General features: G+C 34.1%; 23 protein-coding genes. 19 read left to right on the top strand and 4 right to left on the bottom strand.

What is annotated here, in order from left to right:
- The first annotated feature begins 13 nt into the window (after positions 1-13).
- The 8 genes from BLQ56_RS08265 to BLQ56_RS23415 all read left to right on the top strand — a co-directional run bounded on the left by BLQ56_RS08265 (position 14) and on the right by BLQ56_RS23415 (position 8401).
- Entirely contained in the window at positions 14-1009 is a 996-nt protein-coding gene (locus tag BLQ56_RS08265) for a DUF3231 family protein (protein WP_090852153.1), read from the top strand.
- Positions 1010-1155: 146 nt separating this feature from the next.
- Positions 1156-1626, top strand: coding sequence for a Cys-tRNA(Pro) deacylase (ybaK, locus tag BLQ56_RS08260; RefSeq protein ID WP_090852150.1), 471 nt, complete (start codon positions 1156-1158; stop codon positions 1624-1626).
- 160 nt (positions 1627-1786) lie between these two features.
- Positions 1787-3664 (top strand): molecular chaperone HtpG, encoded by a 1878-nt coding sequence (gene htpG, locus BLQ56_RS08255; RefSeq protein ID WP_090852146.1) that lies wholly within the window; start codon positions 1787-1789, stop codon positions 3662-3664.
- Between the two features lie 210 nt (positions 3665-3874).
- Positions 3875-4588, top strand: coding sequence for a glucosaminidase domain-containing protein (locus tag BLQ56_RS08250; protein ID WP_090852143.1), 714 nt, complete (start codon positions 3875-3877; stop codon positions 4586-4588).
- Between the two features lie 100 nt (positions 4589-4688).
- Positions 4689-5444, top strand: coding sequence for an AAA family ATPase (locus BLQ56_RS08245; protein ID WP_090852140.1), 756 nt, complete (start codon positions 4689-4691; stop codon positions 5442-5444).
- 354 nt (positions 5445-5798) lie between these two features.
- Entirely contained in the window at positions 5799-7010 is a 1212-nt protein-coding gene (locus tag BLQ56_RS08240; RefSeq protein ID WP_090852138.1) for a sensor histidine kinase, read from the top strand.
- 31 nt (positions 7011-7041) lie between these two features.
- The gene (locus BLQ56_RS08235) at positions 7042-8238 is read left to right on the top strand and encodes a hypothetical protein (protein ID WP_090852135.1); all 1197 of its coding nucleotides are present in this window, start codon (positions 7042-7044) and stop codon (positions 8236-8238) included.
- Positions 8231-8401: a hypothetical protein gene (locus BLQ56_RS23415; protein WP_175490234.1), complete on the top strand. Its 171-nt coding sequence runs from the start codon at positions 8231-8233 to the stop codon at positions 8399-8401. Before BLQ56_RS08235 ends, BLQ56_RS23415 begins: the two co-directional genes overlap by 8 nt.
- Positions 8402-8440: 39 nt before the next feature.
- Here the strand turns inward: BLQ56_RS23415 and BLQ56_RS23410 are convergent, their stop codons facing one another.
- Positions 8441-8584 carry a hypothetical protein gene (locus BLQ56_RS23410; protein WP_175490233.1) on the bottom strand — a complete coding sequence of 48 codons (144 nt, stop codon included), beginning with the start codon at positions 8582-8584 and terminating at the stop codon, positions 8441-8443.
- 278 nt (positions 8585-8862) lie between these two features.
- Here BLQ56_RS23410 and BLQ56_RS08230 point away from each other — a divergent pair, with 278 nt between their 5' ends.
- The 4 genes from BLQ56_RS08230 (at position 8863) to BLQ56_RS08215 (ending at position 12953) form a co-directional block, all read left to right on the top strand.
- On the top strand, positions 8863-9246 hold the full coding sequence (locus tag BLQ56_RS08230; RefSeq protein ID WP_338011845.1) for a hypothetical protein: 384 nt from the start codon (positions 8863-8865) through the stop codon (positions 9244-9246).
- Positions 9236-9712, top strand: a complete 477-nt coding sequence (locus BLQ56_RS08225; protein WP_090852133.1) for a hypothetical protein — start codon at positions 9236-9238, stop codon at positions 9710-9712. Before BLQ56_RS08230 ends, BLQ56_RS08225 begins: the two co-directional genes overlap by 11 nt.
- A gap of 299 nt (positions 9713-10011) precedes the next feature.
- A complete protein-coding gene (locus tag BLQ56_RS08220) occupies positions 10012-11451 on the top strand; it encodes an MDR family MFS transporter (protein WP_090852130.1) in 1440 nt (479 codons plus the stop codon).
- Between the two features lie 200 nt (positions 11452-11651).
- Positions 11652-12953 carry a voltage-gated chloride channel family protein gene (locus tag BLQ56_RS08215; protein WP_090852127.1) on the top strand — a complete coding sequence of 434 codons (1302 nt, stop codon included), beginning with the start codon at positions 11652-11654 and terminating at the stop codon, positions 12951-12953.
- A gap of 2 nt (positions 12954-12955) precedes the next feature.
- On the opposite strand, the gene BLQ56_RS08210 is transcribed toward BLQ56_RS08215, so the two are convergent.
- Both BLQ56_RS08210 and BLQ56_RS08205 read right to left on the bottom strand, forming a co-directional pair.
- Complete coding sequence (locus BLQ56_RS08210; protein ID WP_090852125.1) at positions 12956-13774, bottom strand: DUF2935 domain-containing protein; 819 nt, start codon at positions 13772-13774, stop codon at positions 12956-12958.
- 140 nt (positions 13775-13914) lie between these two features.
- Entirely contained in the window at positions 13915-14397 is a 483-nt protein-coding gene (locus BLQ56_RS08205; protein WP_090852122.1) for a hypothetical protein, read from the bottom strand.
- A 142-nt stretch (positions 14398-14539) separates the two neighbouring features.
- Here BLQ56_RS08205 and BLQ56_RS08200 point away from each other — a divergent pair, with 142 nt between their 5' ends.
- The 3 genes from BLQ56_RS08200 to BLQ56_RS08190 all read left to right on the top strand — a co-directional run bounded on the left by BLQ56_RS08200 (position 14540) and on the right by BLQ56_RS08190 (position 17010).
- Positions 14540-14854: a DUF3892 domain-containing protein gene (locus BLQ56_RS08200; protein WP_090852119.1), complete on the top strand. Its 315-nt coding sequence runs from the start codon at positions 14540-14542 to the stop codon at positions 14852-14854.
- Between the two features lie 97 nt (positions 14855-14951).
- Positions 14952-15917, top strand: a complete 966-nt coding sequence (locus BLQ56_RS08195; RefSeq protein WP_175490232.1) for a DMT family transporter — start codon at positions 14952-14954, stop codon at positions 15915-15917.
- A gap of 124 nt (positions 15918-16041) precedes the next feature.
- On the top strand, positions 16042-17010 hold the full coding sequence (locus tag BLQ56_RS08190) for a CAP domain-containing protein (protein ID WP_238457218.1): 969 nt from the start codon (positions 16042-16044) through the stop codon (positions 17008-17010).
- Positions 17011-17140: 130 nt separating this feature from the next.
- Here BLQ56_RS08190 and gdhA read toward each other — a convergent pair whose 3' ends face one another.
- The gene (gene gdhA, locus BLQ56_RS08185) at positions 17141-18523 is read right to left on the bottom strand and encodes an NADP-specific glutamate dehydrogenase (RefSeq protein WP_090852113.1); all 1383 of its coding nucleotides are present in this window, start codon (positions 18521-18523) and stop codon (positions 17141-17143) included.
- A 177-nt stretch (positions 18524-18700) separates the two neighbouring features.
- On the opposite strand from gdhA, the gene gltC reads away from it, so the two are divergent.
- The 4 genes from gltC (at position 18701) to BLQ56_RS23405 (ending at position 21530) form a co-directional block, all read left to right on the top strand.
- Positions 18701-19606 carry a glutamate biosynthesis transcriptional regulator GltC gene (gltC, locus tag BLQ56_RS08180; RefSeq protein WP_090852110.1) on the top strand — a complete coding sequence of 302 codons (906 nt, stop codon included), beginning with the start codon at positions 18701-18703 and terminating at the stop codon, positions 19604-19606.
- A 45-nt stretch (positions 19607-19651) separates the two neighbouring features.
- On the top strand, positions 19652-20548 hold the full coding sequence (locus BLQ56_RS08175) for a PhzF family phenazine biosynthesis protein (RefSeq protein WP_090852108.1): 897 nt from the start codon (positions 19652-19654) through the stop codon (positions 20546-20548).
- Between the two features lie 194 nt (positions 20549-20742).
- Positions 20743-21174, top strand: a complete 432-nt coding sequence (locus tag BLQ56_RS08170; protein ID WP_090852105.1) for a terpene synthase — start codon at positions 20743-20745, stop codon at positions 21172-21174.
- Positions 21175-21356: 182 nt separating this feature from the next.
- Positions 21357-21530 (top strand): hypothetical protein, encoded by a 174-nt coding sequence (locus tag BLQ56_RS23405; protein WP_175490231.1) that lies wholly within the window; start codon positions 21357-21359, stop codon positions 21528-21530.
- The last annotated feature ends 371 nt before the right edge of the window (positions 21531-21901 follow it).

Genomic DNA, 21901 nt, shown 5'->3' with positions numbered 1-21901 from the left:
TTGGAGGACTTTTATGAATGAAATGAGCCATAATGTGAAATTAACCTCTTCTGAAATAGGCAATCTATGGTCCCAATATATAAATGATAGCATGTCATTATGTATATTAAGTCACTATTTAAAACACGTCCAAGACAATGAAATACGCTCTATACTTGAGTTTGCAGATCAACTCTCAAAAACCCATGTAAATAAGATAAAGACATTTCTAAAAGAAGACGAGTATCCAATTCCAGTTGGCTTTACAAAAGATGATGTCAATTTGGACGCCCCCCCCATATTTACTGATACTTTTATGCTGATTTATATTCGTATCATGACGGTTCATGGGCTAACTGGGTATGCTGGCGCATTAGCTACCTCTATTCGAAGTGACCAGATTGATTATTTTAGTCAGTGTATTTCCGAAACGACCGAACTTTATAGAAGAATTATGGATGTGTTGATTAAGAAAGGGATCGAGAGTAGGCCACCAAACATTAATCCACCATCAGAAATTGATTTCGTACAAAAGCAAAGCTTTTTAACAGGATGGTTTGGAGAACGTAGACCTCTGAATGCCATCGAGGTAAGTGGTATTTTCTTTAATATGAAAAAAAATGTAGTAAAGATTGTTCTAGAAATTGGATTCGCTCAAGTAGCTAAATCAAAGGAAATAAGCGAGTATATTCGAAGAGGAGAAAAAATATGTGATAAGCATTATAGTATTTTTGAATCAATGTTGTCTGAAAATAATTTACCATCACCTCAAAAGCATGGTGATGAAGTTACAAGCTCTAAAATCTCCCCTTTTTCAGATAAGCTAATGCTCTTTCATATTGTCACATTAATATCAACTGCTTCTGGCTACTATGGGGCTGCATTTTCCTTATCTCAAAGACGAGATTTAGCCTTGAAATATCCTCTACTTATTGCTGAAATCGTAAAATATGCTGAAGATGGAGTTAACATTCTAATAGATAGAGGATGGCTTGAACAACCACCAACATTTGATGATCGTGGAGAATGAATTACAAAATAAATAGTTGTTGAAATAGAGATCGAGTGTAAGGAAAATTACACTCGATTTTTATACGTAATGATTTTTGAAATTCTAATTCATTGTTATAATAGAAGAGAATAAATTAGGCTTTAAGACTTAAGGATGGATGACAAATGAAAAAGAATAAAACAAACGCAATGCGCATCTTAGACAAAGAAAAAATCAAATATAGTATCCATACATACCCTTTTGAAGATGACAAAATTGATGGACTTTCGGTTGCTAATAAAATCGGCCGAGCTCCTGCAGAGGTTTATAAAACTCTAGTGTCACAAGGAAACAGCAACTCTTATTTTGTATTTGTTGTTCCTGTCGATGTAGAACTAGACTTAAAGAAGGCTGCAAAGGCAGTAGGTGAAAAACGAATAGAAATGATACCAGTAAAAGATATACAAAAAGTTACTGGCTATATTCGTGGAGGCTGTTCTCCTATCGGGATGAAAAAACCACTTCCAACTTATATCGCTAACAAGGCCGAGGAATTAGACACTATTATTGTTAGTGGTGGAATGATCGGTATACAAATAGAGATTGAGATACTGGACTTAATTAAGGTGACACATGGAGGATTTGCTAATCTCTAATGTGAATCATTCTCTTTAATGTTGACAATCCACATCAAAATATGATATTTAAAAATAGAGGTTAGCACTCGCAGATCGAGAGTGCTATTAAAGACTAGCCTGCACACTGTGGAGAACCATTATATCATTATTGTATTGCACTGTTAAAGGAGAGAGTGACATGGAGAAAAAAGAATTTAAAGCAGAATCCAAGAGGTTGTTAGAAATGATGATTAACTCTATTTATTCTCAACGCGAGGTATTCTTAAGAGAGTTAATTTCTAATTCTAGCGATGCCATTGACAAAATTTATTACCGAGCACTTACAGATGAGCAATTAGAATTTAAGCAAGAAAATTATTTTATTAAATTAGCTGCTGACAAAGAGAATCGAACTTTAACCATTTCAGATACTGGAATTGGGATGACAAAAGAAGACCTTGAGAACAACCTAGGTATTATTGCAAAAAGTGGTTCTCTAGCATTTAAAAATGAAAATGAATTAAAAGACGATCATAATATCATCGGTCAGTTTGGTGTAGGTTTCTATGCAGCATTTATGGTAGCAGATGTTGTCACAGTTATTAGTAAGGCCTTGGGTAGTGAAGAAGCTTACAAATGGGAATCAACAGGTGCTGATGGGTATACCATAACTTCAGTAAAAAAAGAAACCGTTGGTACTGATATCATCTTAAAAATTAAGGAAAATAATGAAGATGAACAATATGATGAATATTTAGAAGACTACCGATTAAAAGCGATTGTAAAGAAATACTCTGACTTTATTCGCTATCCAATTAAAATGGATCTAACAAGTAGGAAGCCTAAAGAAGGAAACGACAATGAGTTTGAAGAATATACTGAAGAACAAGTTGTCAATAGCATGATACCTATTTGGAAAAAGAACAAAAGTGAATTAACTGATGAAGATTATGAAAATTTCTATGCTGAAAAGCACTATGGATTTGATAAGCCAACAAAACATATACATATTAGTGTAGACGGTACAGTTAGATATAACGCTATTTTATTTATTCCTGAGAAAACTCCTTATGATTATTACTCAAAAGAATTTGAAAAAGGGTTAGAACTTTATTCAAATGGAGTTTTAATTATGAGCAAATGTTCGGATTTACTTCCGGATTATTTTAGCTTTGTCAAAGGAATGGTTGATTCAGAGGATTTATCTCTTAATATATCAAGGGAAATGTTACAACATGACAGACAATTAAAACTTATAGCTAAAAACATTAATAAGAAAATTAAAGGTCAATTGCAAAGTTTACTTAAGGATGAAAGAGAAAAGTATGAGGAGTTTTATAAATCATTTGGCAGACAGCTAAAGTACGGTGTATACAGTGAATATGGGAGCAATAAAGAAGTTTTACAAGACTTGTTAATGTTCCATTCTTCTAAAGAAAAAGCACTTGTTACATTAGATGAATATGTATCAAGAATGCCAGAGGATCAAAAATATATTTATTATGCGTCTGGAGAATCAATTGAAAGAATTGAGAAATTACCACAAGCTGAACTAGTAGCTGAAAAAGGGTATGAAATTCTCTATTTCACAGAGGATATTGATGAGTTTGCAATTAAAATGATTATGAGCTATAAGGAGAAAGAATTTAAATCTGTATCAAGTGGAGACTTGGGTATTGAGGAAGAAAATAATCAAAATGATTCCACTGATCCTTCAGAGCATAAAGAATTGTTCGACTATATGACAAGCATCCTTTCAAGCAAAGTCAAGGAAGTTAGAGCATCCAAAAGATTACGGTCACATCCCGTATGTTTATCAACTGAGGGTGATCTGACCATTGAAATGGAAAAAATACTGAATGCGATGCCTGATAATCAGAATATTAAAGCTGATAAAATTTTAGAAATAAATACAAATCACGAAGTATTTTCTTCATTAAGAGATTCTTTTGAAAAAGATAAGGAAAAACTTCAATTATTTACAAACCTATTATACAATCAAGCTCTTTTAATAGAAGGATTACCAATTCAAGATCCGGTTGAATTTACAAATGATATTTGCAAGGTAATGGTTTAAGCTTAAAAAGTCCCTTTTTCAAGTTGAAAAAGGGACTTTTTAATTGGGAATTATTTGGAATCATTGTATAAAGAAAGATGATTTAACTAAGTTTTTTTCAATGCACAAAAGGAAGAATCATACAGAAATGAGCAGTTGTAATGTTTTTGTCATACTTTTTTGTTAAGATTAGAACTTCAAGCTTTTTAATACAAAAGGAGATGGGATCTGATGAAACACATGAATAGACTAACTCTTTCCTTTCTATTACAATTTGGGCTTCTATTTGTTTTACTAACCAACACAGCTTTTTCAAATATGAATGTAGCTGAAGAAAAGCATGTTCAATTAAATTTTTTAATAGAATTGGAACAAAAGGATATGAATGAATTACAAAAGATGATCAAAAGTAAAAAGACAACATCCAACGATAATATTCAAAAAAAGAAAGAAGAGATTCACCTCTCAGGGAACGACCTTGATCAACATCTTAAAGGTGATTTAAAAGGATTAGGTCGCGAGTTTGTTCAAGCAGGTAAAGAACATGAAATCGATCCTATATTTCTCGCTGCTCTAGCCGCACAAGAGACAGGTTGGGGAGATTCATTGCTGATGGAATCACCATGGAATAATGTTGGTGGAATAACATGTATGCCGGAAAACTATGAAAAAGTGTTTGGAAAGAATTATCCAAACCCAGGTTGTGAGGAAACTGTAACAGGTGGGACAAAGTGGCAAAAGTTCCTATCGATTGAGGATAGCATTAAGTTCAAGGCAGCCTATCTTAAATTAAACTATTTAGAAAACGGTTCAAAGACAATCGAAGAAATTCAGAAAAATTATGCTCCATCAAACGCATCTAATGATCAAACTGGATTAAATGATTACTGGATTGATAATATTGTATCAATCATGAATCATGTAAAGCGTAATATTTATAGTTAGATATCAAGGGGCGGGAACACTAATTTCCATTTATTGTTGTCGATGCTTCTTTTTTCTTTTACTATTAACTTTAACATAATAAACTCTTGTAGGTGATTAAATGACATTGTTAGACCATGATACTCAATATGTTAGGGAGCTTCATCTAAAGAGGGAGAATATTTCTTCCTTCCATGAATTCCCCTTAAATTTGCCAGTCATCCAAAAGTTCCAAGAGATTCTTTTCCATCCTAACATAACTTATATTGTGGGAGAAAATGGGATGGGAAAATCTACACTACTTGAAGGGATATCGATTTCCCTTGGATTTAATCCTGAAGGGGGAACTTTAAATTTCAATTTTTCAAGCTATGACTCTCATTCAACTTTGGATCAATATCTCAAACTGATTAAGGGGGTCTATCGACCAAAGGATAGCTTTTTTTTCAGAGCTGAAACATTCTATAATGTGGCCACAAATATTGAAGATCTTGATTCTGAACTAGGGGGACCAAGAATTATTGATTCCTATGGTGGTAAATCACTTCATGAACAATCTCATGGAGAGTCATTTTTCGCTGCGTTTATGAATCGCTTTCAAGGAAATGGCTTGTATATTTTAGATGAGCCTGAAGCAGCACTTTCACCTTTACGACAATTGTCATTATTATCGAGAATTCACGAGCTCGTAAATGAAGGTTCTCAATTTATCATATCCACTCATTCACCAATTATCATGGCCTATCCTCATTCGAAAATTATTCAACTCTCTGAAGAGGGAGTAAAAGAAGTAACTTTAGAAGAAACAAACCATTATATGATCATGCAACAGTTTTTTGAAGATCGAGATCGATTGTTCCACCATTTATTTCGTTAGAAAACAAATCAATTTATCATTTAGAAAGTAGCCATTTTAATGAGACAAGAACCAGTTTAATCACCTTCCAACTAAAACATGCCACTCTAAGCCCTGAATATATAAAAGAAGGTGTACCCTTGGAAGAAAAAATAGGGTCTGAGACTTTTTAAGCAAGACCACCTATATTCCGACCCAAAAAACGACCGTCGCTAATGAACGGTCGTTTTTCGGGTGGGAAGCATTAATTAATCGATTTACTTTCTAATTTAGCTTTCACAAAATTATCTTCAAATGCAATTGAAATTCCTAATAGCGTAGAGGTATACTAGTAAAATGTGGAATTAGAAATAGATTTAAAATTAAGGAGTAGGCATGAAGGTACTACACTCAACTATTAATAAAAATTTATACTATCTATCATCAAGCTTTGTCGTACTTTTTATGGGACTGGGTTTATTTATTGACAACCCACTCTTAGAAGAAATAACTATAAGCTACTTTTTACATTTAGGCCTTGTACTATTACTAACTATTTGTTTATTTGTTTATCCTAAATACAATTCTCATATACTAAGATTAATAATCATGACGGTTGCAACAGCGTATTTCTATACGCTATTCTTCCTATATCCTGAGACCTGGTCAACCTTTGTTTTTTTATGTTTTGTTCCTGCAACTGCGATTTTATTTTTTGATTCGAAACTTTTCCACTATTCGATATTGTTAAACTTTATCTTAATTACACTTACGTTTAATTACATTTATTTTATCGATCAAGGGCAATTTTACCCTCATATCAGACAAGACGTAATTGGAAATATGGTTAATTTTCTCGGCAGTCAACTAATTTTATATTTAATCTTTCATTTATCTGCTGTTCGTATAAAAAATCAACAAGTCTATTATGAACAAGTGCAACAAGCAGAAAGATTTAAAACAACCAGTCAATTAGCAGCAGCCGTAGCTCATGAAATAAGGAATCCGTTAACTGTGGTTAAGGGTTTTCTACAATTCTATAAAAGTGATAAAGCCTTCAGCAACGATGTGAAGAGGCATTTATCTCTGATGATCGATGAGTTAGATACAGCAGAACAAGTCATTTCTCAATTTCTTTCGACTTCTAAACCGACTTATGATGTGGAAATGGAAACAGTTGATATAAAATCCGGTCTTCAAAGTGTAACAGATTTACTAAGGTCTTACGGGCTATTTCACGATAACCATATTGAGTTAGATGTAGAAGATGGATGTTTTATTTCTGCGAACACAATTGAATTTAAACAACTTATTATTAATCTAATTAAAAATTCAATAGAAGCTTCAAAAGAAGGTGATCCTGTTATTGTCAAAGCCTATAAGACCAAGACTTTTATTGAAATTAGCATTACCGATTATGGATGTGGTATGACTGCTGAGCAAGTTAAGTCTTTAGGCACCCCTTTTTATTCTTTAAAGAGTAAAGGTACAGGTTTAGGCTTGATGATTTGCTATAATATAGTTGAAAAATATAATGGGTCTATCAAATTTAAAAGTTCAATAGATAATGGGACATCTGTGATTATACGCTTCCCAGCAACGATATAAGAAGAATGATAAATAGGAGGATGTGATTCCTTTGATTGATGAAGAGAGAAATTATCATAGCCGTTTACTTACTTTGAGTCATGCTTTTGATGAGTCGATAGAAAGAATGAAAAGTAGTTATCTTGACGAAAAATACACGAACTGGACTGTGTGGTTATTATTAAGTCCATTACGCGACATAGCTCAAATTAATTCAGTCCATAAAGGTCTAAAAACATTTTCTGAAACGAACTTCTTCCTAGCTATTATTCCATTTGTTTCAATGCTCACAGGGACTGTTGCACTTAAACCTACTGATTGGATTGAATACTTAGGCTCTATGACCCTAGGGTTAGTTTTAGGTTATATATTTACACTGACATTTTATTTTCCTAAACTGCTCCAATTTAAAAGCAACCATTTCCACACCGGTGCTTATCGAGTTTTTAGGAAGCAAGAATATGAAATGTTTCGTTCAGCTTTCCTTGACCATAAAGGGGAATATTATTTTCGAGGCTTGTATGATTATATAAATAACATGCGGGTTAATTCCAATGATTTCCAATCACTTTCTACTAACATTAATGAGAGTTTAGCTGATTATTTTCACAAAGAAAAGCATCATCTAGAAACAAAAATTTCATTATTAAAATCCCGCTTAAATAGACAGGATGAAAAGTTTAATATATTGGTTAATACATATGAAGATGCTATAAGTGAGTTGGAAAAAGAAAATGATGAGCTATCAAAAGGTTCAGAATATGTGATTGAATTGATTAAAGACATTAATAAACTTTTATTCCGTATGAAAAACAGAGTATTTTCAACAAAGGATTTAAACATCGTTTCAGGCTTTACTTTGTATGAACGAAGGGAAAAGGAATTGTTCAAGATTGATGATGTTGGTACGACAGGCTCTTCCCCTATGAAAATTTCGCTAGATGACAAAAGTCTATACAAAAAATGGGGCGCTGTGAAGGTTGTAAGAGATCAATTAACACAGCCAGTCATCAATTATCCGTATGAAAACCATACTATTGTATCAGTAAGAATGAACATGGGAATCGAACAAGAGAAGGTATGGGTATTTAATTTCCACTTTGATTCTAACGATCAAAAGGTTTCCCATTTATTAGTAAAGAATGATATAATTGACTCAAGAGAAGTATACCGATTAATTCACGCGCTTTGTTTATTGTCAGATGAATGGAGCGGAACATATTTAAAGGAGGCGGGTAACGATGAATAATTTCAAAGAAAATCAATTAAAAATAGTTGAATTTAAATCTCAGAAACAAATCAGTGATGACCGCCGGAAGAAACGATCAGAAAAGAGAGAAGAACTACGAAAACGTGTTGAGGCCATTAGAAATAATGGGAGCTACGGTGACAAACTATCTACTAAACATTAATGATCAAAAAAGAGGGTAAGCTATATGCTAATCCTTTTTTTATTTTCTAAATAAACTCTTCTTTCTAGCTTCTATTTCTCTAAGATACTTATTAATGTTTTCACGCCGTTTTTGAAGGTTTTGGGTTCGGTCACCAAGCTCTAGCTCTTTTGGTCCAGAATTTAAACGAATCAATTTCCCCATTTGAAGAATCTCCTTAGATTAGATTAAGATAAATCTCATGAATTTATTGTATGTTTTACCTTTAAAAATATGCATGAGGGAGCGTCAAGATGATGATGTGAAATGCTTCGATTCAAATACTAGATACTAAGTGCCTATTTTTGTATAATACATCTCGTTAAATATTGCCAAATCACTCTTACTTTAGAAGTGTTTTCACGAAATAAATCGAAAAATGCCGAATAAGAAGGTATAATAAGAACTTACAAGATTCAGAATGTGTATGGAGGTTTCATAATATGATGGAATGGACGTTGGCCATTTTATTTGGCACAGCAGTTATATTGCTGATTATATCTGTATTAAAAACAAGACAAACATCAAAGGATGAGCAACGAGAGATTGATATGGTTCATATCACGATGATGAACGAGATAACTCAAATTCAAGATCACATCCGTCATATCGAACTAGATGCAGAAATTACAATGAGGGAAGCAGGCTTACAGATCACCCTTAAAGAGCGACAAGTACTTAGAGAAATTCTAGATTTATATAAACGTGGATACTCTCTAGAAAGTATTGCTGCGGAAAAACAATTGTCTGAACAAGAAACCGAACAATTACTTTCTGCTTACTTAACTCCTAAAGATGAAAGGAGAAAAGTGGCAAATGAAAGCTAAATCACTAAGTAGTTTTGCAGCTGGAATCGTTGTTGCCACTAGTATTGTTGCTACCGTCTATTATCTTGATAGCAATACCAACGCCGTGAGCGGCACAGAAGATGAAAGCAAACCTTCTGAATCAGAAATGAAGAAGAGTCTAACTGAAGCGGGCTATGTGATTCACACTGAAGAAGAGTGGAACGAACAAATAGCAGAGGCAGAGGCAGATACTTCGGATAAACAAGAAACTGATCCAGAGGAAATAAAGGAAACAGTTATATATAGAACCATGTTAACAGTCTCAACCGGTATGACAAGTATTGATGTTGGGGATGCTCTTGTGAAAGCCAATGTTATTGAAAATGCAATGGATTTCTTTAATGAAGTCGAACAAAGAGGATTAGCAAATAAATTGCGTCCTGGCACATATGAAGTGGATAGTGAAATGACCGTCGATGAGATTATATCAACGATCTTTAAATGATATGACACCGAACACCCTCGTACAAGCGTGGGTGTTTTTGTAATTTTATAGACATTAAACTTTTTTAATATAGTAATTCTTTTGTCTAACCCCGTAATTTTTATCATTTTAACGATATAAAATTATTCTGGTATAAAAAATAACCAATTAATGTTATTGGAAAATGTTTTTCTGGTATGGAAAAAGATTTATTTCTTTTAATCAGGAGATTAATTGTTTATAATCAATTAGTCTATAAAATATAGGTTTCAATATCCGGGTTGTGTAAGGACAAATCTGGATAGATTGGAGGAAGGAATATGGAATCATCAAGCTATAACAAGTCGACAATTGTTACGCTGCTACTGGCTGGCTCATTTATCGCCATTCTTAATCAAACTTTAATGATTACTGCGATCCCACCGATTATGAATGAAATGAATGTAACAGCAAACAGTGCGCAATGGCTGACTACCGTGTTTATGTGTGTAAATGGAATTATGATTCCTATTAGTGCTTTTTTATTACAGAGGTTTACGACAAGGCAATTATTTATCTCAGCAATGAGCATCTTTGCATTCGGTACTTTAGTAGCAGGCGTTGCACCTAACTTTGCTCTTTTATTACTTGGAAGAGTCATTCAATCAAGTGGGGCGGGTATTATGCTACCTCTTATGACAACAGTCTTTCTTATGATTTTCCCTATTAATAAAAGAGGCGCTGCAATGGGATTAATCGGACTCGTTATCTCTTTTGCACCCGCTATTGGTCCTGCTTTTTCAGGATGGGTAACTGCTCATTATTCTTGGAGACTCTTGTTTTTCATTATTCTACCAATTGCCATTATTGATATAGTTGTTGCTTTCTTTAAACTAAAAAACGTAACAGAGGTTACAAAACCCAAAGTTGATGTGTTATCAATTATTTATTCTTCCTTAGGGTTTGGTGGACTTTTATATGGATTTACAAGTGCCGGAAACTTTGGTTGGTTACATTTAATTACGATTTCAACGATTAGTATCGGGGTACTATCACTTATATTGTTTATTACAAGACAATTACGTTTAAAAGAACCTATGCTTGAATTCAGAGTGTTTCAATATTCGATTTTCCCTTTTGCAGTGATTATTGGAATGATTGCGTTCATGGGTTTAATTGGGGTTGAAACTTTAATTCCATTGTTTATGCAAGAAATGCGGGAATTTACTGCTTTTGAAGCTGGTCTTGCTCTCCTTCCTGGAGCGATTGTTTCCGGATTTATGGCACCGATTATTGGACGTATTTTTGATAAAGTTGGCGCAAGGTGGTTAGTTATCACTGGTCTAACAATTTTAACTGCCTCTTCATTTGCATTTACTAACTTGGGGCTTCAAACATCCTTTACATTTATTACAATCTTATATTCCATTCGAATGTTTGGATTAGTGATGGTCATGATGCCAATCCAAACAGCAGCCCTAAATCAGCTTCCAAAACGGTTGATTCCACATGGTGCTGCGATGGATAACACGATGAGAATGATTGCAGCCTCTGTTGGAACAGCTATTCTTGTCACAGTTATGACGACAAGTGAAAAATTAGCAGAACAAAAGCCAGGAATTGCTTCTCCAGATATTTACGGAGCAAATGTGGCCTTTATCGTTCTTGCTTTGGTGACACTTGCTGCATTAATCATTTCCCTTTTCATACGATATAGTCATGAAGATCAAGAAAAAGTAGAAGTAAAACAAACTGAAAAAATATCAGTTAGTGATCATTAAATATAAAAAAACGCCTTTGTCTAATAATTAGATAAGGGCGTTTTCTAATAAGAAGAGATAAGCAATCTAAAGAAGTATGCAAGTCCATTTTAAAAATGAAAACGCGGTTAACCATTTTAAGCCAGAAACTAATAGAATAATCTTCAACAAAGAGATTAGACTAATCTTATAGTCTAAAATCCTTGAAGCGGGGAAAATAAATGAGTTCAAAAGTAAGATATAGATTTTTATTATTACTATTAAAATGGGTGGTGTTCGGGGGAATCATTGGTGCAATTGTCGGATCTACCACTGCATTTTTGTTACATTTTAATGATTTTCTTGGACACTACAGGGAAAACAATAATGAATGGCTCATCTACTTTCTTCCTTTTGGAGGCATACTTATAGGCTTCATTTATATGAGGATTGGTAAAAGGGACCAAAATGATTCTGCCAAAGGGAATAATCTAGTCATTGAAGGAGTACATGGAAAAGCCCAGGTATTAAGAAGAATGGGACCTATTGTTTATTTTGGAACCTTTATTACGATCCTTTTTGGTGGATCTACAGGAAGAGAAGGGGCTGCCATTCAAATGGGTGGGAGCATAGCTGAAACAATCAATCGATTTTTTAAAGTGCATATCCTAGATAAGAAAATATTCATAATGAGTGGCATAAGCGCTGGATTCGGTGCAGCGTTTGGTACACCAGTTACTGGTGCCATTTTTGGAATGGAAATGAGCTCGGTAGGGAAGTTAAAATACGAAGCTTTAGTGCCTTGTCTTGTAGGGAGCTTTGTAGGGCATTATGTTACCGAAAAAGTGTGGGGAGAACCACATAAGGAATTTATCATAGAATCTGTGCCTAGTATGTCTATAACCGTACTATTAAAAATAATCACGGTTTCCATCATATTTAGTCTTGTAAGCGTATTGTATAGCCTATTAAGACATGGGATCCAAAGGGAGTCCGAGAGATATTTCAAGAAAAACCATATGATCAGAGGCTTTGTTGGTGGAATTATCATTGTTATTCTATTTATGATTGTAGGATCACAGGATTATAATGGACGTGGATTAGAAATGCTTGAACAGTCATTTAAAGGGGATGTCCCACATTTCGCCTTTCTTGCCAAACTTATTTTTACTGCGATTACACTAGGAACTGGTTTTGTAGGAGGAGAGGCCATTCCTTTATTTTTTATTGGGGCAACGTTAGGTAACACTTTATCAGAATTAATAAATCTACCTCTGTCCTTTTTAGCAGCCCTAGGTCTTATCGCAGTATTTTGTGGCGGTACAAACACACCAATTGCAGCCTTTATTATGTCAGTCGAAATGTTTGATGGACAAGGCTTAGAATACTTTTTTATCGCATGTTTAATTAGCTATATGATTTCAGGATATCATGGTATTTGGCCATCACAATCCATTTACCCGCCAAAAAGTCGATTATATATGATTAACGAAGGTACGACTATAAGTCAAGCAAAGAAACAGAAAAAAAGAAAAATTGATTAAAACTAAAAACTAGGCTTAGTTAACGTGCATGGTGGATAAGTGATATCTGGTGCATAGTAAGAAAGCTTCCTTAAGAAATAACATGCTTCAGGAAAATGATGTTCTAAAAATCGCAATGTTGATTGATTTAAAACTTCATCATCCTTATATAAACGAACCATCTTTTCAACATGCTCAGTGAATCCGATAACAGCCTTGACAACATCTCTTGCAAACTGTAGTTGAATTGGGAACCCCTCAGGTGTAAAACGCAAATATCCTTTTATTGCTTCATTCTTGACGATAAATGATTGGAACAGCTGCATATAGTTTCTTGTCTCAGCCACAAGCTGGAATTCCACTCCATCAAGAGCTCGTGCAAGAAGAGCTGCATGACCTGCCTGATCTTCTAACCATAAGTCCATTAAATCCACCAATGGAAGGATTGGTGGTATTTTTCCATTCACATAATAACTTAACATCCTCAAGTATTCCAAATTTTCGCCAAGAGTTCCATTTAAATAAGTAGGGGTTAAATTTAGATTTACTTTGTTTTCAAGTCTTAACCTCTGTAGATATCCTTCAAATTGATAATAACCGTTTGCCACCGGATAAATTTCTCTTGCTATATTCACCATTTCTGGTGAACTTGGTGATAGTGTGGATTCTAAAGCAGCTATTTTGTCACGTAATGCCTGAAATAATTGGATATATTGTTTGGCATATTCTACGTATTTCACTTCACTAGGTGAGAGAAAATCATGAATAAAGTGGGCATGATCTTCTAATACTTCTAACCAAAAGGCATGTTCCTGTACGACTGGTATTGCAACATAACTCATTCAAACTCCCCCTTAATAAGGTACTTTATTTCATTCTTTTAAAGTAAACCTATGAGTATGGATAACTATTAAGAACAATTACTCTTGAACCTAGACACTTTTCGTACAAGTTTTTAACCATAAAAAAAAGCTCCACCTCATTAATTCAAGGTAGAGCTTGATCTTTTTCGTGAAATATACTTCTCATATATAAATTGGAAGCCATACATTAAAAAAGATTTTATTAAAAAAACGAGAGATAACTGAAATTTGTTAAGTCTGACTAAGGATACATAACCTATTTTTTTAAGGAAATTAACTCCAATGAATGTAAACAAAGAATCAATAACTAAATTTAAAACAACATATTTTTTAAAATTTCCAAAAGTGAATTTAAGAATCCACAGTGATCCTACAAAAAATGGTCCGAAAATAAGAGGTAGCTCCATGATAACATTAGGTTTCACATGAAAAGGAAACCACCACCATTTTCTCTTTTCAGCTAAATACCCCTCAGCAGTAACATATAAACTCATAAAAATGGCTCCTGGGAAAAACCTTGTGATCGTTTTTTTACCTAGAAAAGGTAGAGAAAACCAAGGGAGGAGGAACATGAATACAATAAACAGATATGGCTTCTTCATTCAGATCAACATCCTTCATATATTGGTTATTATGGTTATTGTTTCAAGTAATTAGTTTTTTATGTATAGTAGGTATCTCTCCTGACTTTACATACAACGAACACCTCCCGAGCATACTAAACATATGTTCGGAGGTGGAAACATGGAGAATAAAGATTTTCAGGCAGTATATGAGCAATACAAACAAAATGGTGAGTTACAAGCAAAAGCTGAAGGTGTAGATGCAGTGGATTCAGGTGTTGAACAAATTGTAGCTGTTCGAAAAAATGAAGATGAAGATATTATTGCGTTCAAGACAAGTAGTGGAAGAGAACTTGATTATCTGACAGCTCTTGATGAAGCAAAAGCGGGGAAAATTGCACATGTAGATGTGTTTCATAAGTACGGAAGAGATATTATTAGAAGTGAACCTGATGGTATTAAAGAAAATAACCTTGATCATTTACCCACATTTTAATTTGTTTAATAAAGTTATATAAAAAACTTTCTTTAGCATCAGTTTTAGCTGATGCTATTTTTCTGTAGTATTTCGAAAATGGATGGTGGTAAAATGGATGAAGAACTTGATTAAACTAATGAGAGAAGATGACGAGTTGAACGAAACAAAAATGAGATGGATATTGCTATTGGTCATATTCATGTGGGGAAGTAACTTCGTATTTACAAAATTATTACTTGAAATGTTTCCATTTTGGACGTTATTATTCTTCCGAAATCTATTTGCTGCCTTTGGGCTATTATGGATTGTGAGAAAATTTCTTTTTATAACACCAGGAACGAAAAAAATGTGGGTCTATGTTCTTGGAGCATCTATTATTGGTGTTGTGATTAATAATGTACTTTTTCAAATAGGTTTAAAATACACGTTAGCAACAAATGCCTCACTGATTATGGGTTTAACGTCATTGGCTACTGCCTTTATTTCCTTTTTGATCTTTAGTGTTCCTTTACGCTGGAAGCAAATGCTTGGTATTACTCTTGGTTTTTTCGGTGTATTATTAGTTGTGTTGAAAGGTTCGCTCATGAACTTATTTACTTTATCCTTTAACATTGGTGATCTATATATTGTAGGTGCTTTGATTACATTTAGCATCAGTTTCATCTTTATTAAAAAAGCAACTGATCTAAAGTTTCCACCCGCAATTATCAGCCTATACGCTTATGCACTTTCCTCATTCTGTTATTTACCAATGGTAATCTGGGAACAAGCTACTCAAGGTTGGAGTGAATTCCCTTCAAGTGTTTTACTGTGGCTAATGCTGATCTATGTTGGAGTATTTCCTACTGGGGTAGGGAATATGTTATGGAATCAAGGAATTAGTATCCTCGGCCCTGGCCAATGTGCCATTTTCATGAATGGAGTGCCGGTTATAGCAGCTATTACCGCTGTCATTGTTTTGGATGAGCCCATCTTGTTATTACAGATTATAGGGTTTCTATTTATTGGATCTGGAGTTATTCTTGGATCACAAAATAGCAGGCACGGTGTAAAAAAAGAAACGGTTAACCCACCTGTGTAATTTATTAAAAAGTTATGACGTATTTAGTGTGTCTTTCTTTTTCTCGTTTATTACCATAAATAGTTTTCGTTGAATGATGAAAAATAAGAGGGTAATAAAAGTTAAAGAAAAGGGGGCATTACCATTGATAACTAGAAAATTTTATACAATCCTTATAAGTGTATTTTTACTTGCACTTGTGGGTTGTAATGTTGATAATGATCAATCACTCGGAGACCGTGACAATGATTTTGGTACATTAGACAACAGAAATGACAATGATTTAAATCCTTTCAATAATAACAATAACAATGGTGAAATTTTCGATGAACGAGAAGATAGAAATATGAACGAGCTTACAGATGTAGAGCTAAATGATTTAAATGGTGATATTAATAATCCATTTACTGATATTTCTGCTGATAAAACGGATACACCAAGCAAAAAGTATCCACATACTAAAGCCATTCAAATTCAAGAGGCAAAGTTTAAATATGTTAAGTTAGACAAAAACCAAATTAAAGAATTCCAAAACAAATGGAATAAACAAGGAACTACTGCTCAAGAAATACCAGGAGCTAAACAACAAGCTGCACCAGCACCTAACCAGGAGAAACAACAGGCTGCTCCAACACCTAAACAAGAGCCAGCAGCTCCTGCTCCAACAGAACAGCAGGCTGCGCCAGCACCAAAACAAGAAACAAAAGCACCAGCACAAACCCAAGCTGCAGGAACAATTAGTGAATTTGAACGCAAAGTTATTGATTTAACTAATGCTGAAAGAAGCAAGAATGGTTTACCTAATTTACAAGCTGATACTCAACTAAGTGGTGTAGCTAGAGAAAAGTCTAATGATATGCAAAAAAATAACTATTTCTCACATACAAGTCCAACATATGGATCTCCTTTTGATATGATGAGGGATTTCAATGTTACTTACAAGACAGCAGGAGAAAATATTGCCCAAGGTCAACAAACACCTGAACAAGTTGTACAAGCTTGGATGAATAGTGAAGGGCACCGTAAAAATATTTTAAGCAAAGATTTTACCCATATTGGTGTTGGGTACCAACAGTCTGGTCATCACTGGACACAAATGTTTATTGGTAAATAAGAGTAAAGAGTAAAAAAGGATGGCCAAAAGCAGTTTACAATTTGGTCATCTCTTTTTAATTTACTAGTCGTCTTAACAAAAAATAAACCTTCTACTATAGATAGTAAAAGGCTTATTATATGGACTTAATTTAAATAACCCCTTGCATAATCATTGCATCGGCAACTTTTACAAAGCCGGCAATGTTTGCTCCTACTACAAGATTTCCAGGAGCGCCATATTCTTCTGCAGCGTTCATACTTTCACGATAAATATTTTTCATGATCTCATGTAGTTTTGAATCTACCTCTTCAAATGTCCAAGATAACCTTGCACTATTTTGAGCCATTTCTAGAGCTGAAACAGATACCCCACCTGCATTTGCAGCTTTTGCTGGTGCAAATAAGACACCATTACTTAAAAACACATCAATCGCATCTAAAGTAGACGGCATATTAGCACCTTCACCAATTGCTTTTACTCCATTAGAAACTAAAACTTGCGCAGCATTTTCATTGATTTCATTTTGAGTTGCACAAGGAAGTGCAATATCACATGGAATAGACCATATACCTGAAAATCCTTGAACATAAAGTGCTTGCGGATGTTCTTTTACGTACTCACTTATTCGTTTGCCTTCAACTTCTTTTAAACGTTTTACTGTTGAAAGGTCAATTCCATTTTCATCATAAATATAACCACCTGAATCACTGCATGCTACTACTTTAGCACCAAGCTGTTGGGCTTTTTCAATCGCATAGATGGAAACATTTCCGGATCCCGAAACAACAACTGTGCTTCCTTCAAAGCTTAAGTCTTTGTCTTTTAACATTTCTTCCACAAAATAAACGGTTCCATAACCAGTTGCTTCTTTTCTAGCAAGGCTTCCGCCATAATTTATGCCTTTACCAGTTAGAACACCTGACTCAAAACCACCGCGCATACGTTTATATTGCCCAAACATATAACCTATTTCTTTTGCTCCTACGCCAATATCACCAGCCGGAACATCAATATCTGGTCCAATATATTTACTTAATTCAGTCATGAAACTTTGTGTAAATCGCATGATTTCAACATCTGATTTACCTTTAGGATCAAAGTCTGAACCACCTTTTCCTCCTCCAATTGGTTGTCCTGTTAAGGAATTTTTAAATATTTGTTCAAATCCTAAAAACTTAATAATACTTGCATTTACAGATGGGTGAAATCTTAGACCACCTTTATAAGGACCTATTGCACTATTAAATTGAACACGGAACCCTCTGTTTACATTTACATTACCTTGATCGTCTATCCAAGGTACTCGAAAAGAGATCATTCTTTCTGGTTCTACGATTCTTTCAAGAATAGCTTGCTTAATATAATGCGGTTTTTTTGCCAGAACCGGAACTAATGAGTCAAACACCTCTTTAACAGCCTGCTGAAACTCCACTTCGCCAGGGTTTCTACTTTGTACAATTTCAAATACTTTGTCAACATACTGTCTAGCTAGGTCTGTATATGAATCGGAAAGTCTTTCTGAAGTTTTCATATTTCCCATCCTCCTAATTAGCGATTAAAAATTACTTAACCGGTTAAATTTCACTTTTGCTTGATATTATTTCTGATACCTTGTATTTTATAATTAATTAAATAATCTAATCAATATCAAAAATAGATAGAATCCATATCAATTTGAGATGAATTGAAGTAAGAGGGGATTTAACCAATGGAGATTCGTCAACTACAGTATTTTATAGAGGTCGCCACACGGGAACATGTCACAGAAGCTGCAGACGCTCTTCACGTTGCACAATCAGCAATAAGTAGACAAATTTCAAATTTAGAATCTGAATTAGATGTTGACTTGTTTATTAGGGAAGGACGAAGAGTGAAATTAACGCCAATAGGCAAGATCTTTTTGTCAAGAATTCAACAAGCAATGAACGTAATCGAGGATGCAAAAAGAGAAGTTGAGGAATACCTAGATCCAGAAAAGGGAACGATCCGAATTGCATTTCCAATTAGTTTAGCCGCTTATACGTTGCCAACAGTTATTCACGCCTTTCGATTACGTTACCCAGAGGCAAAATTCCAGCTAAAACAAGCCCTTTACCGTGATCTTATTGAAGGTGTTGTAAAAGGGGATTATAACATGGCATTGATTGGTCCTCTCCCAGCAGAAGGGAAGAAGATCAAGAGGAAAATCCTCTTCACGGAGGAGATCGTTGCACTTCTGCCGATTCATCATCCACTTGCAAACAGACCCTATCTAAATCTACGCGAACTTAGGAATGAACCATTTGTGCTATTGCCAGAAGGGTTTGTGTTCCGTCAGCTTGTTCTAGATGCTTGTGCTAAACTAAGTTTTATACCTCATATAGCATTTGAAGGTGATGATATTGATGCATTAAAAGGATTAGTTTCTGCTGGTCTCGGTGTCACATTAATGCCAGAAGTTACTTTAGTCGATTCATTACCAAGAGCCACTGTAAAAATACCTTTAATAGAGCCAAATGTAACAAGAACAGTAGGGGTCATCACACCTACAGACCGTAAAATACTACCGACAGAAGAATTATTTTATCAATTCTTGGTCGAATTCTTTGAAAGACTTAATCAATATAAGGATTAATACTAAGAAGTTACTATATTGTAAAATAGGAGGGAAGAGTTAAGGATGAAATCAGCAAAGGTATATCATTATGACGCATTTAGTCATATTCCGAATAAAGGTAACCCAGCAGGCGTTTGTTTTAACGGAGATGAGCTAACAGAGGATGAAATGCAAGAAATTGCTTTAAAAGTAGGGTTTAATGAGACTGCTTTTCCTGTTAAATCTAACATCGCTGACCTTAGAATTCGTTATTTTACACCAGGACATGAAATGAATTTGTGCGGACATGCGACAATGGCTACAATATACGGACTAAAAACTCAAGGGTTATTCGGTGAAAAAACGGAACTGACAATCGAAACAAGAGCAGGGGTTTTACCGATTAGGATTCAATCTATTGAAAATGAAATATACATAACAATGAAACAGGCTAATCCAAAGTTCCTAGAATTTAGAGGTTCAAAGGAGGATTTAGCTAACTCAATGGGATTAACAAAAGAGGATATAGATCATAATCTACCTATTTTGTATGGAAGTACAGGTAGTTGGACTTTATTAATACCGATAAAGAAACTTGATACCTTCACACGAATGAAACCTAATAATAAGATTTTCCCTTCCATTTTGAAAGAAATGCCAGAATCATCTATTCATCCTTTTTGTTTGGAGACCTATGACTCCCAGGCTGATATGCACGCTAGGCACTTTTCATCACCTTATTCGGGTACGATCGAGGATGCTGTGACAGGAACTGCTTCAGGAGTGATGGGTGCGTATTATGCAAAATATATAAATAATCATTTCAAAGACCCTCTAACTCTTATAGTAGAGCAGGGACAAGAAATTGAAAAAGATGGTAGGGTACTAGTAGCAGTTTCTAAAAGCGGTGAAACTTTCGATATTGAAATTACTGGACATGCAGTTTATGTTAAAGAATTTGATATTATGTTAGAAAAATAATTGACACTCAACGTACGAATGGGCAGATGCAATTAAGTGCTAGTGCCAGCTCGTAGTTCTATTTATTATCTCACTCTTTAATTAACAGGTGCGAAAATCCAAAGAAGGATTATCGCTTATTTTTGTTGATGTTATCTTGTTTTTAAGAACTTTTAAGAAATCAATACCAGAGGATATTGGGGTAGGAGGAAGCTATGATATCACTTCAGAGAATTTTAAAATTGCGGGATTTAGAAATTTTTCTTGGATTAAAGGACGGAAATATTTTAGCATATGTAGTAATAGAGGATACTAGAAATCCTTTCACAGAAGAAGATAAACAATTGGACCCTTTGTGTTATATGGACGAAGAAGACGTTAATGAGATTTTAAATGTTTTCAAAATTTCATTAATTAATGATGAAGCTCTTACAACAGAAGATTCTTTTACTTTGAGAACGTACTTTTCGGATTTTATAAATACTACACATTTGACGAATTTCATTAGTAAGGAATATATCCAAGAAGACTTATATGATTATGAGCATAATATAGAGTCTTTCAATAAGATTTTACAAAATATAGGTTCAAATTATATGATCGAAAAATTTGATGAAAAAAATTGGATTTATTTATCTCAAGATTGAAAAAATAAATGGCAACAAATACACTAAAGGCGCAACATTCCTATACAAGTTTGTGAAGTGTACATAACAAACTGGTGCGTTTTTTTATCAGGGAATGCTTTAAATATCTAGAATTAAGACAAGGATATCTAATATGCAATTTTTAATTTGTGCTATAATATATTAAAATGGAGGCTGGTCAGATGGAAGAATTATTGAGACAGCTTTTAAGCGGGCAAGATGAAATAAAAAATGACATTAAACAAATTAAAAGTGATATAACTGAAATAAAAACTGCTGTTCATCGCATCGAACTAAGCCAGCCACAAGATATAACTGCTTTATTAGAACGGATGAATAAGAATCTTGAAACATAAAATGGACGTCTTAAATAAACGTGTTTTTAATGTTGAGACTGATATTGAAAGATTGAATAGACAGTAATAATTAGAAGTTTACCTCGAGTTAGGGTAAGCTTTTTTTGATTAATTTTTATCATAATTGAAAAGGGAGCTACTCAGATTAAAGAACCTTCGGAAATGCCTTGGGGTCAAACAACCGCTTTTTTTGCAGTAATGGATTGATGATTTTGGATAATGAGATCTTAAGTTTTTTAACAATCTTCAGCAATTTAAGCGCTAATGTTTAATTAAGATTGTTAGTTTCATTAATGTGTGTTTGACTTTATACTGCACAGCAACGAACTTTAACTTATAGATAAGATGATTTGCTTGAAGGGTACCTCATA

Source organism: Litchfieldia salsa (assembly GCF_900104555.1).
Taxonomy (GTDB): Bacteria; Bacillota; Bacilli; order Bacillales; family Bacillaceae_L; genus Litchfieldia; species Litchfieldia salsa.
The sequence above is the reverse complement of the archived record's forward strand: the minus strand, read 5'-3'. Positions and strand labels throughout refer to the sequence as shown.

Bases quoted from the DNA above. Each gene is read 5' to 3' on its own strand.
- BLQ56_RS08250 (WP_090852143.1), top strand. From the start codon at position 3,875: ATGAAACACATGAATAGACTAACTCTTTCCTTTCTATTACAATTTGGG.
- BLQ56_RS08245 (WP_090852140.1), top strand. From the start codon at position 4,689: ATGACATTGTTAGACCATGATACTCAATATGTTAGGGAGCTTCATCTA.
- BLQ56_RS08170 (WP_090852105.1), top strand. From the start codon at position 20,743: ATGATATCACTTCAGAGAATTTTAAAATTGCGGGATTTAGAAATTTTT.
- BLQ56_RS08265 (WP_090852153.1), top strand. From the start codon at position 14: ATGAATGAAATGAGCCATAATGTGAAATTAACCTCTTCTGAAATAGGC.
- BLQ56_RS23410 (WP_175490233.1), bottom strand. From the start codon at position 8,584: ATGGGGAAATTGATTCGTTTAAATTCTGGACCAAAAGAGCTAGAGCTT.
- BLQ56_RS08215 (WP_090852127.1), top strand. From the start codon at position 11,652: ATGAGTTCAAAAGTAAGATATAGATTTTTATTATTACTATTAAAATGG.
- BLQ56_RS08220 (WP_090852130.1), top strand. From the start codon at position 10,012: ATGGAATCATCAAGCTATAACAAGTCGACAATTGTTACGCTGCTACTG.
- BLQ56_RS08240 (WP_090852138.1), top strand. From the start codon at position 5,799: ATGAAGGTACTACACTCAACTATTAATAAAAATTTATACTATCTATCA.
- BLQ56_RS08175 (WP_090852108.1), top strand. From the start codon at position 19,652: ATGAAATCAGCAAAGGTATATCATTATGACGCATTTAGTCATATTCCG.
- BLQ56_RS08195 (WP_175490232.1), top strand. From the start codon at position 14,952: ATGAAGAACTTGATTAAACTAATGAGAGAAGATGACGAGTTGAACGAA.
- BLQ56_RS08210 (WP_090852125.1), bottom strand. From the start codon at position 13,774: ATGAGTTATGTTGCAATACCAGTCGTACAGGAACATGCCTTTTGGTTA.
- gltC (WP_090852110.1), top strand. From the start codon at position 18,701: ATGGAGATTCGTCAACTACAGTATTTTATAGAGGTCGCCACACGGGAA.
- gdhA (WP_090852113.1), bottom strand. From the start codon at position 18,523: ATGAAAACTTCAGAAAGACTTTCCGATTCATATACAGACCTAGCTAGA.
- BLQ56_RS08230 (WP_338011845.1), top strand. From the start codon at position 8,863: ATGATGGAATGGACGTTGGCCATTTTATTTGGCACAGCAGTTATATTG.
- BLQ56_RS08200 (WP_090852119.1), top strand. From the start codon at position 14,540: ATGGAGAATAAAGATTTTCAGGCAGTATATGAGCAATACAAACAAAAT.
- BLQ56_RS08205 (WP_090852122.1), bottom strand. From the start codon at position 14,397: ATGAAGAAGCCATATCTGTTTATTGTATTCATGTTCCTCCTCCCTTGG.
- ybaK (WP_090852150.1), top strand. From the start codon at position 1,156: ATGAAAAAGAATAAAACAAACGCAATGCGCATCTTAGACAAAGAAAAA.
- htpG (WP_090852146.1), top strand. From the start codon at position 1,787: ATGGAGAAAAAAGAATTTAAAGCAGAATCCAAGAGGTTGTTAGAAATG.
- BLQ56_RS23405 (WP_175490231.1), top strand. From the start codon at position 21,357: ATGGAAGAATTATTGAGACAGCTTTTAAGCGGGCAAGATGAAATAAAA.
- BLQ56_RS23415 (WP_175490234.1), top strand. From the start codon at position 8,231: ATGAATAATTTCAAAGAAAATCAATTAAAAATAGTTGAATTTAAATCT.
- BLQ56_RS08225 (WP_090852133.1), top strand. From the start codon at position 9,236: ATGAAAGCTAAATCACTAAGTAGTTTTGCAGCTGGAATCGTTGTTGCC.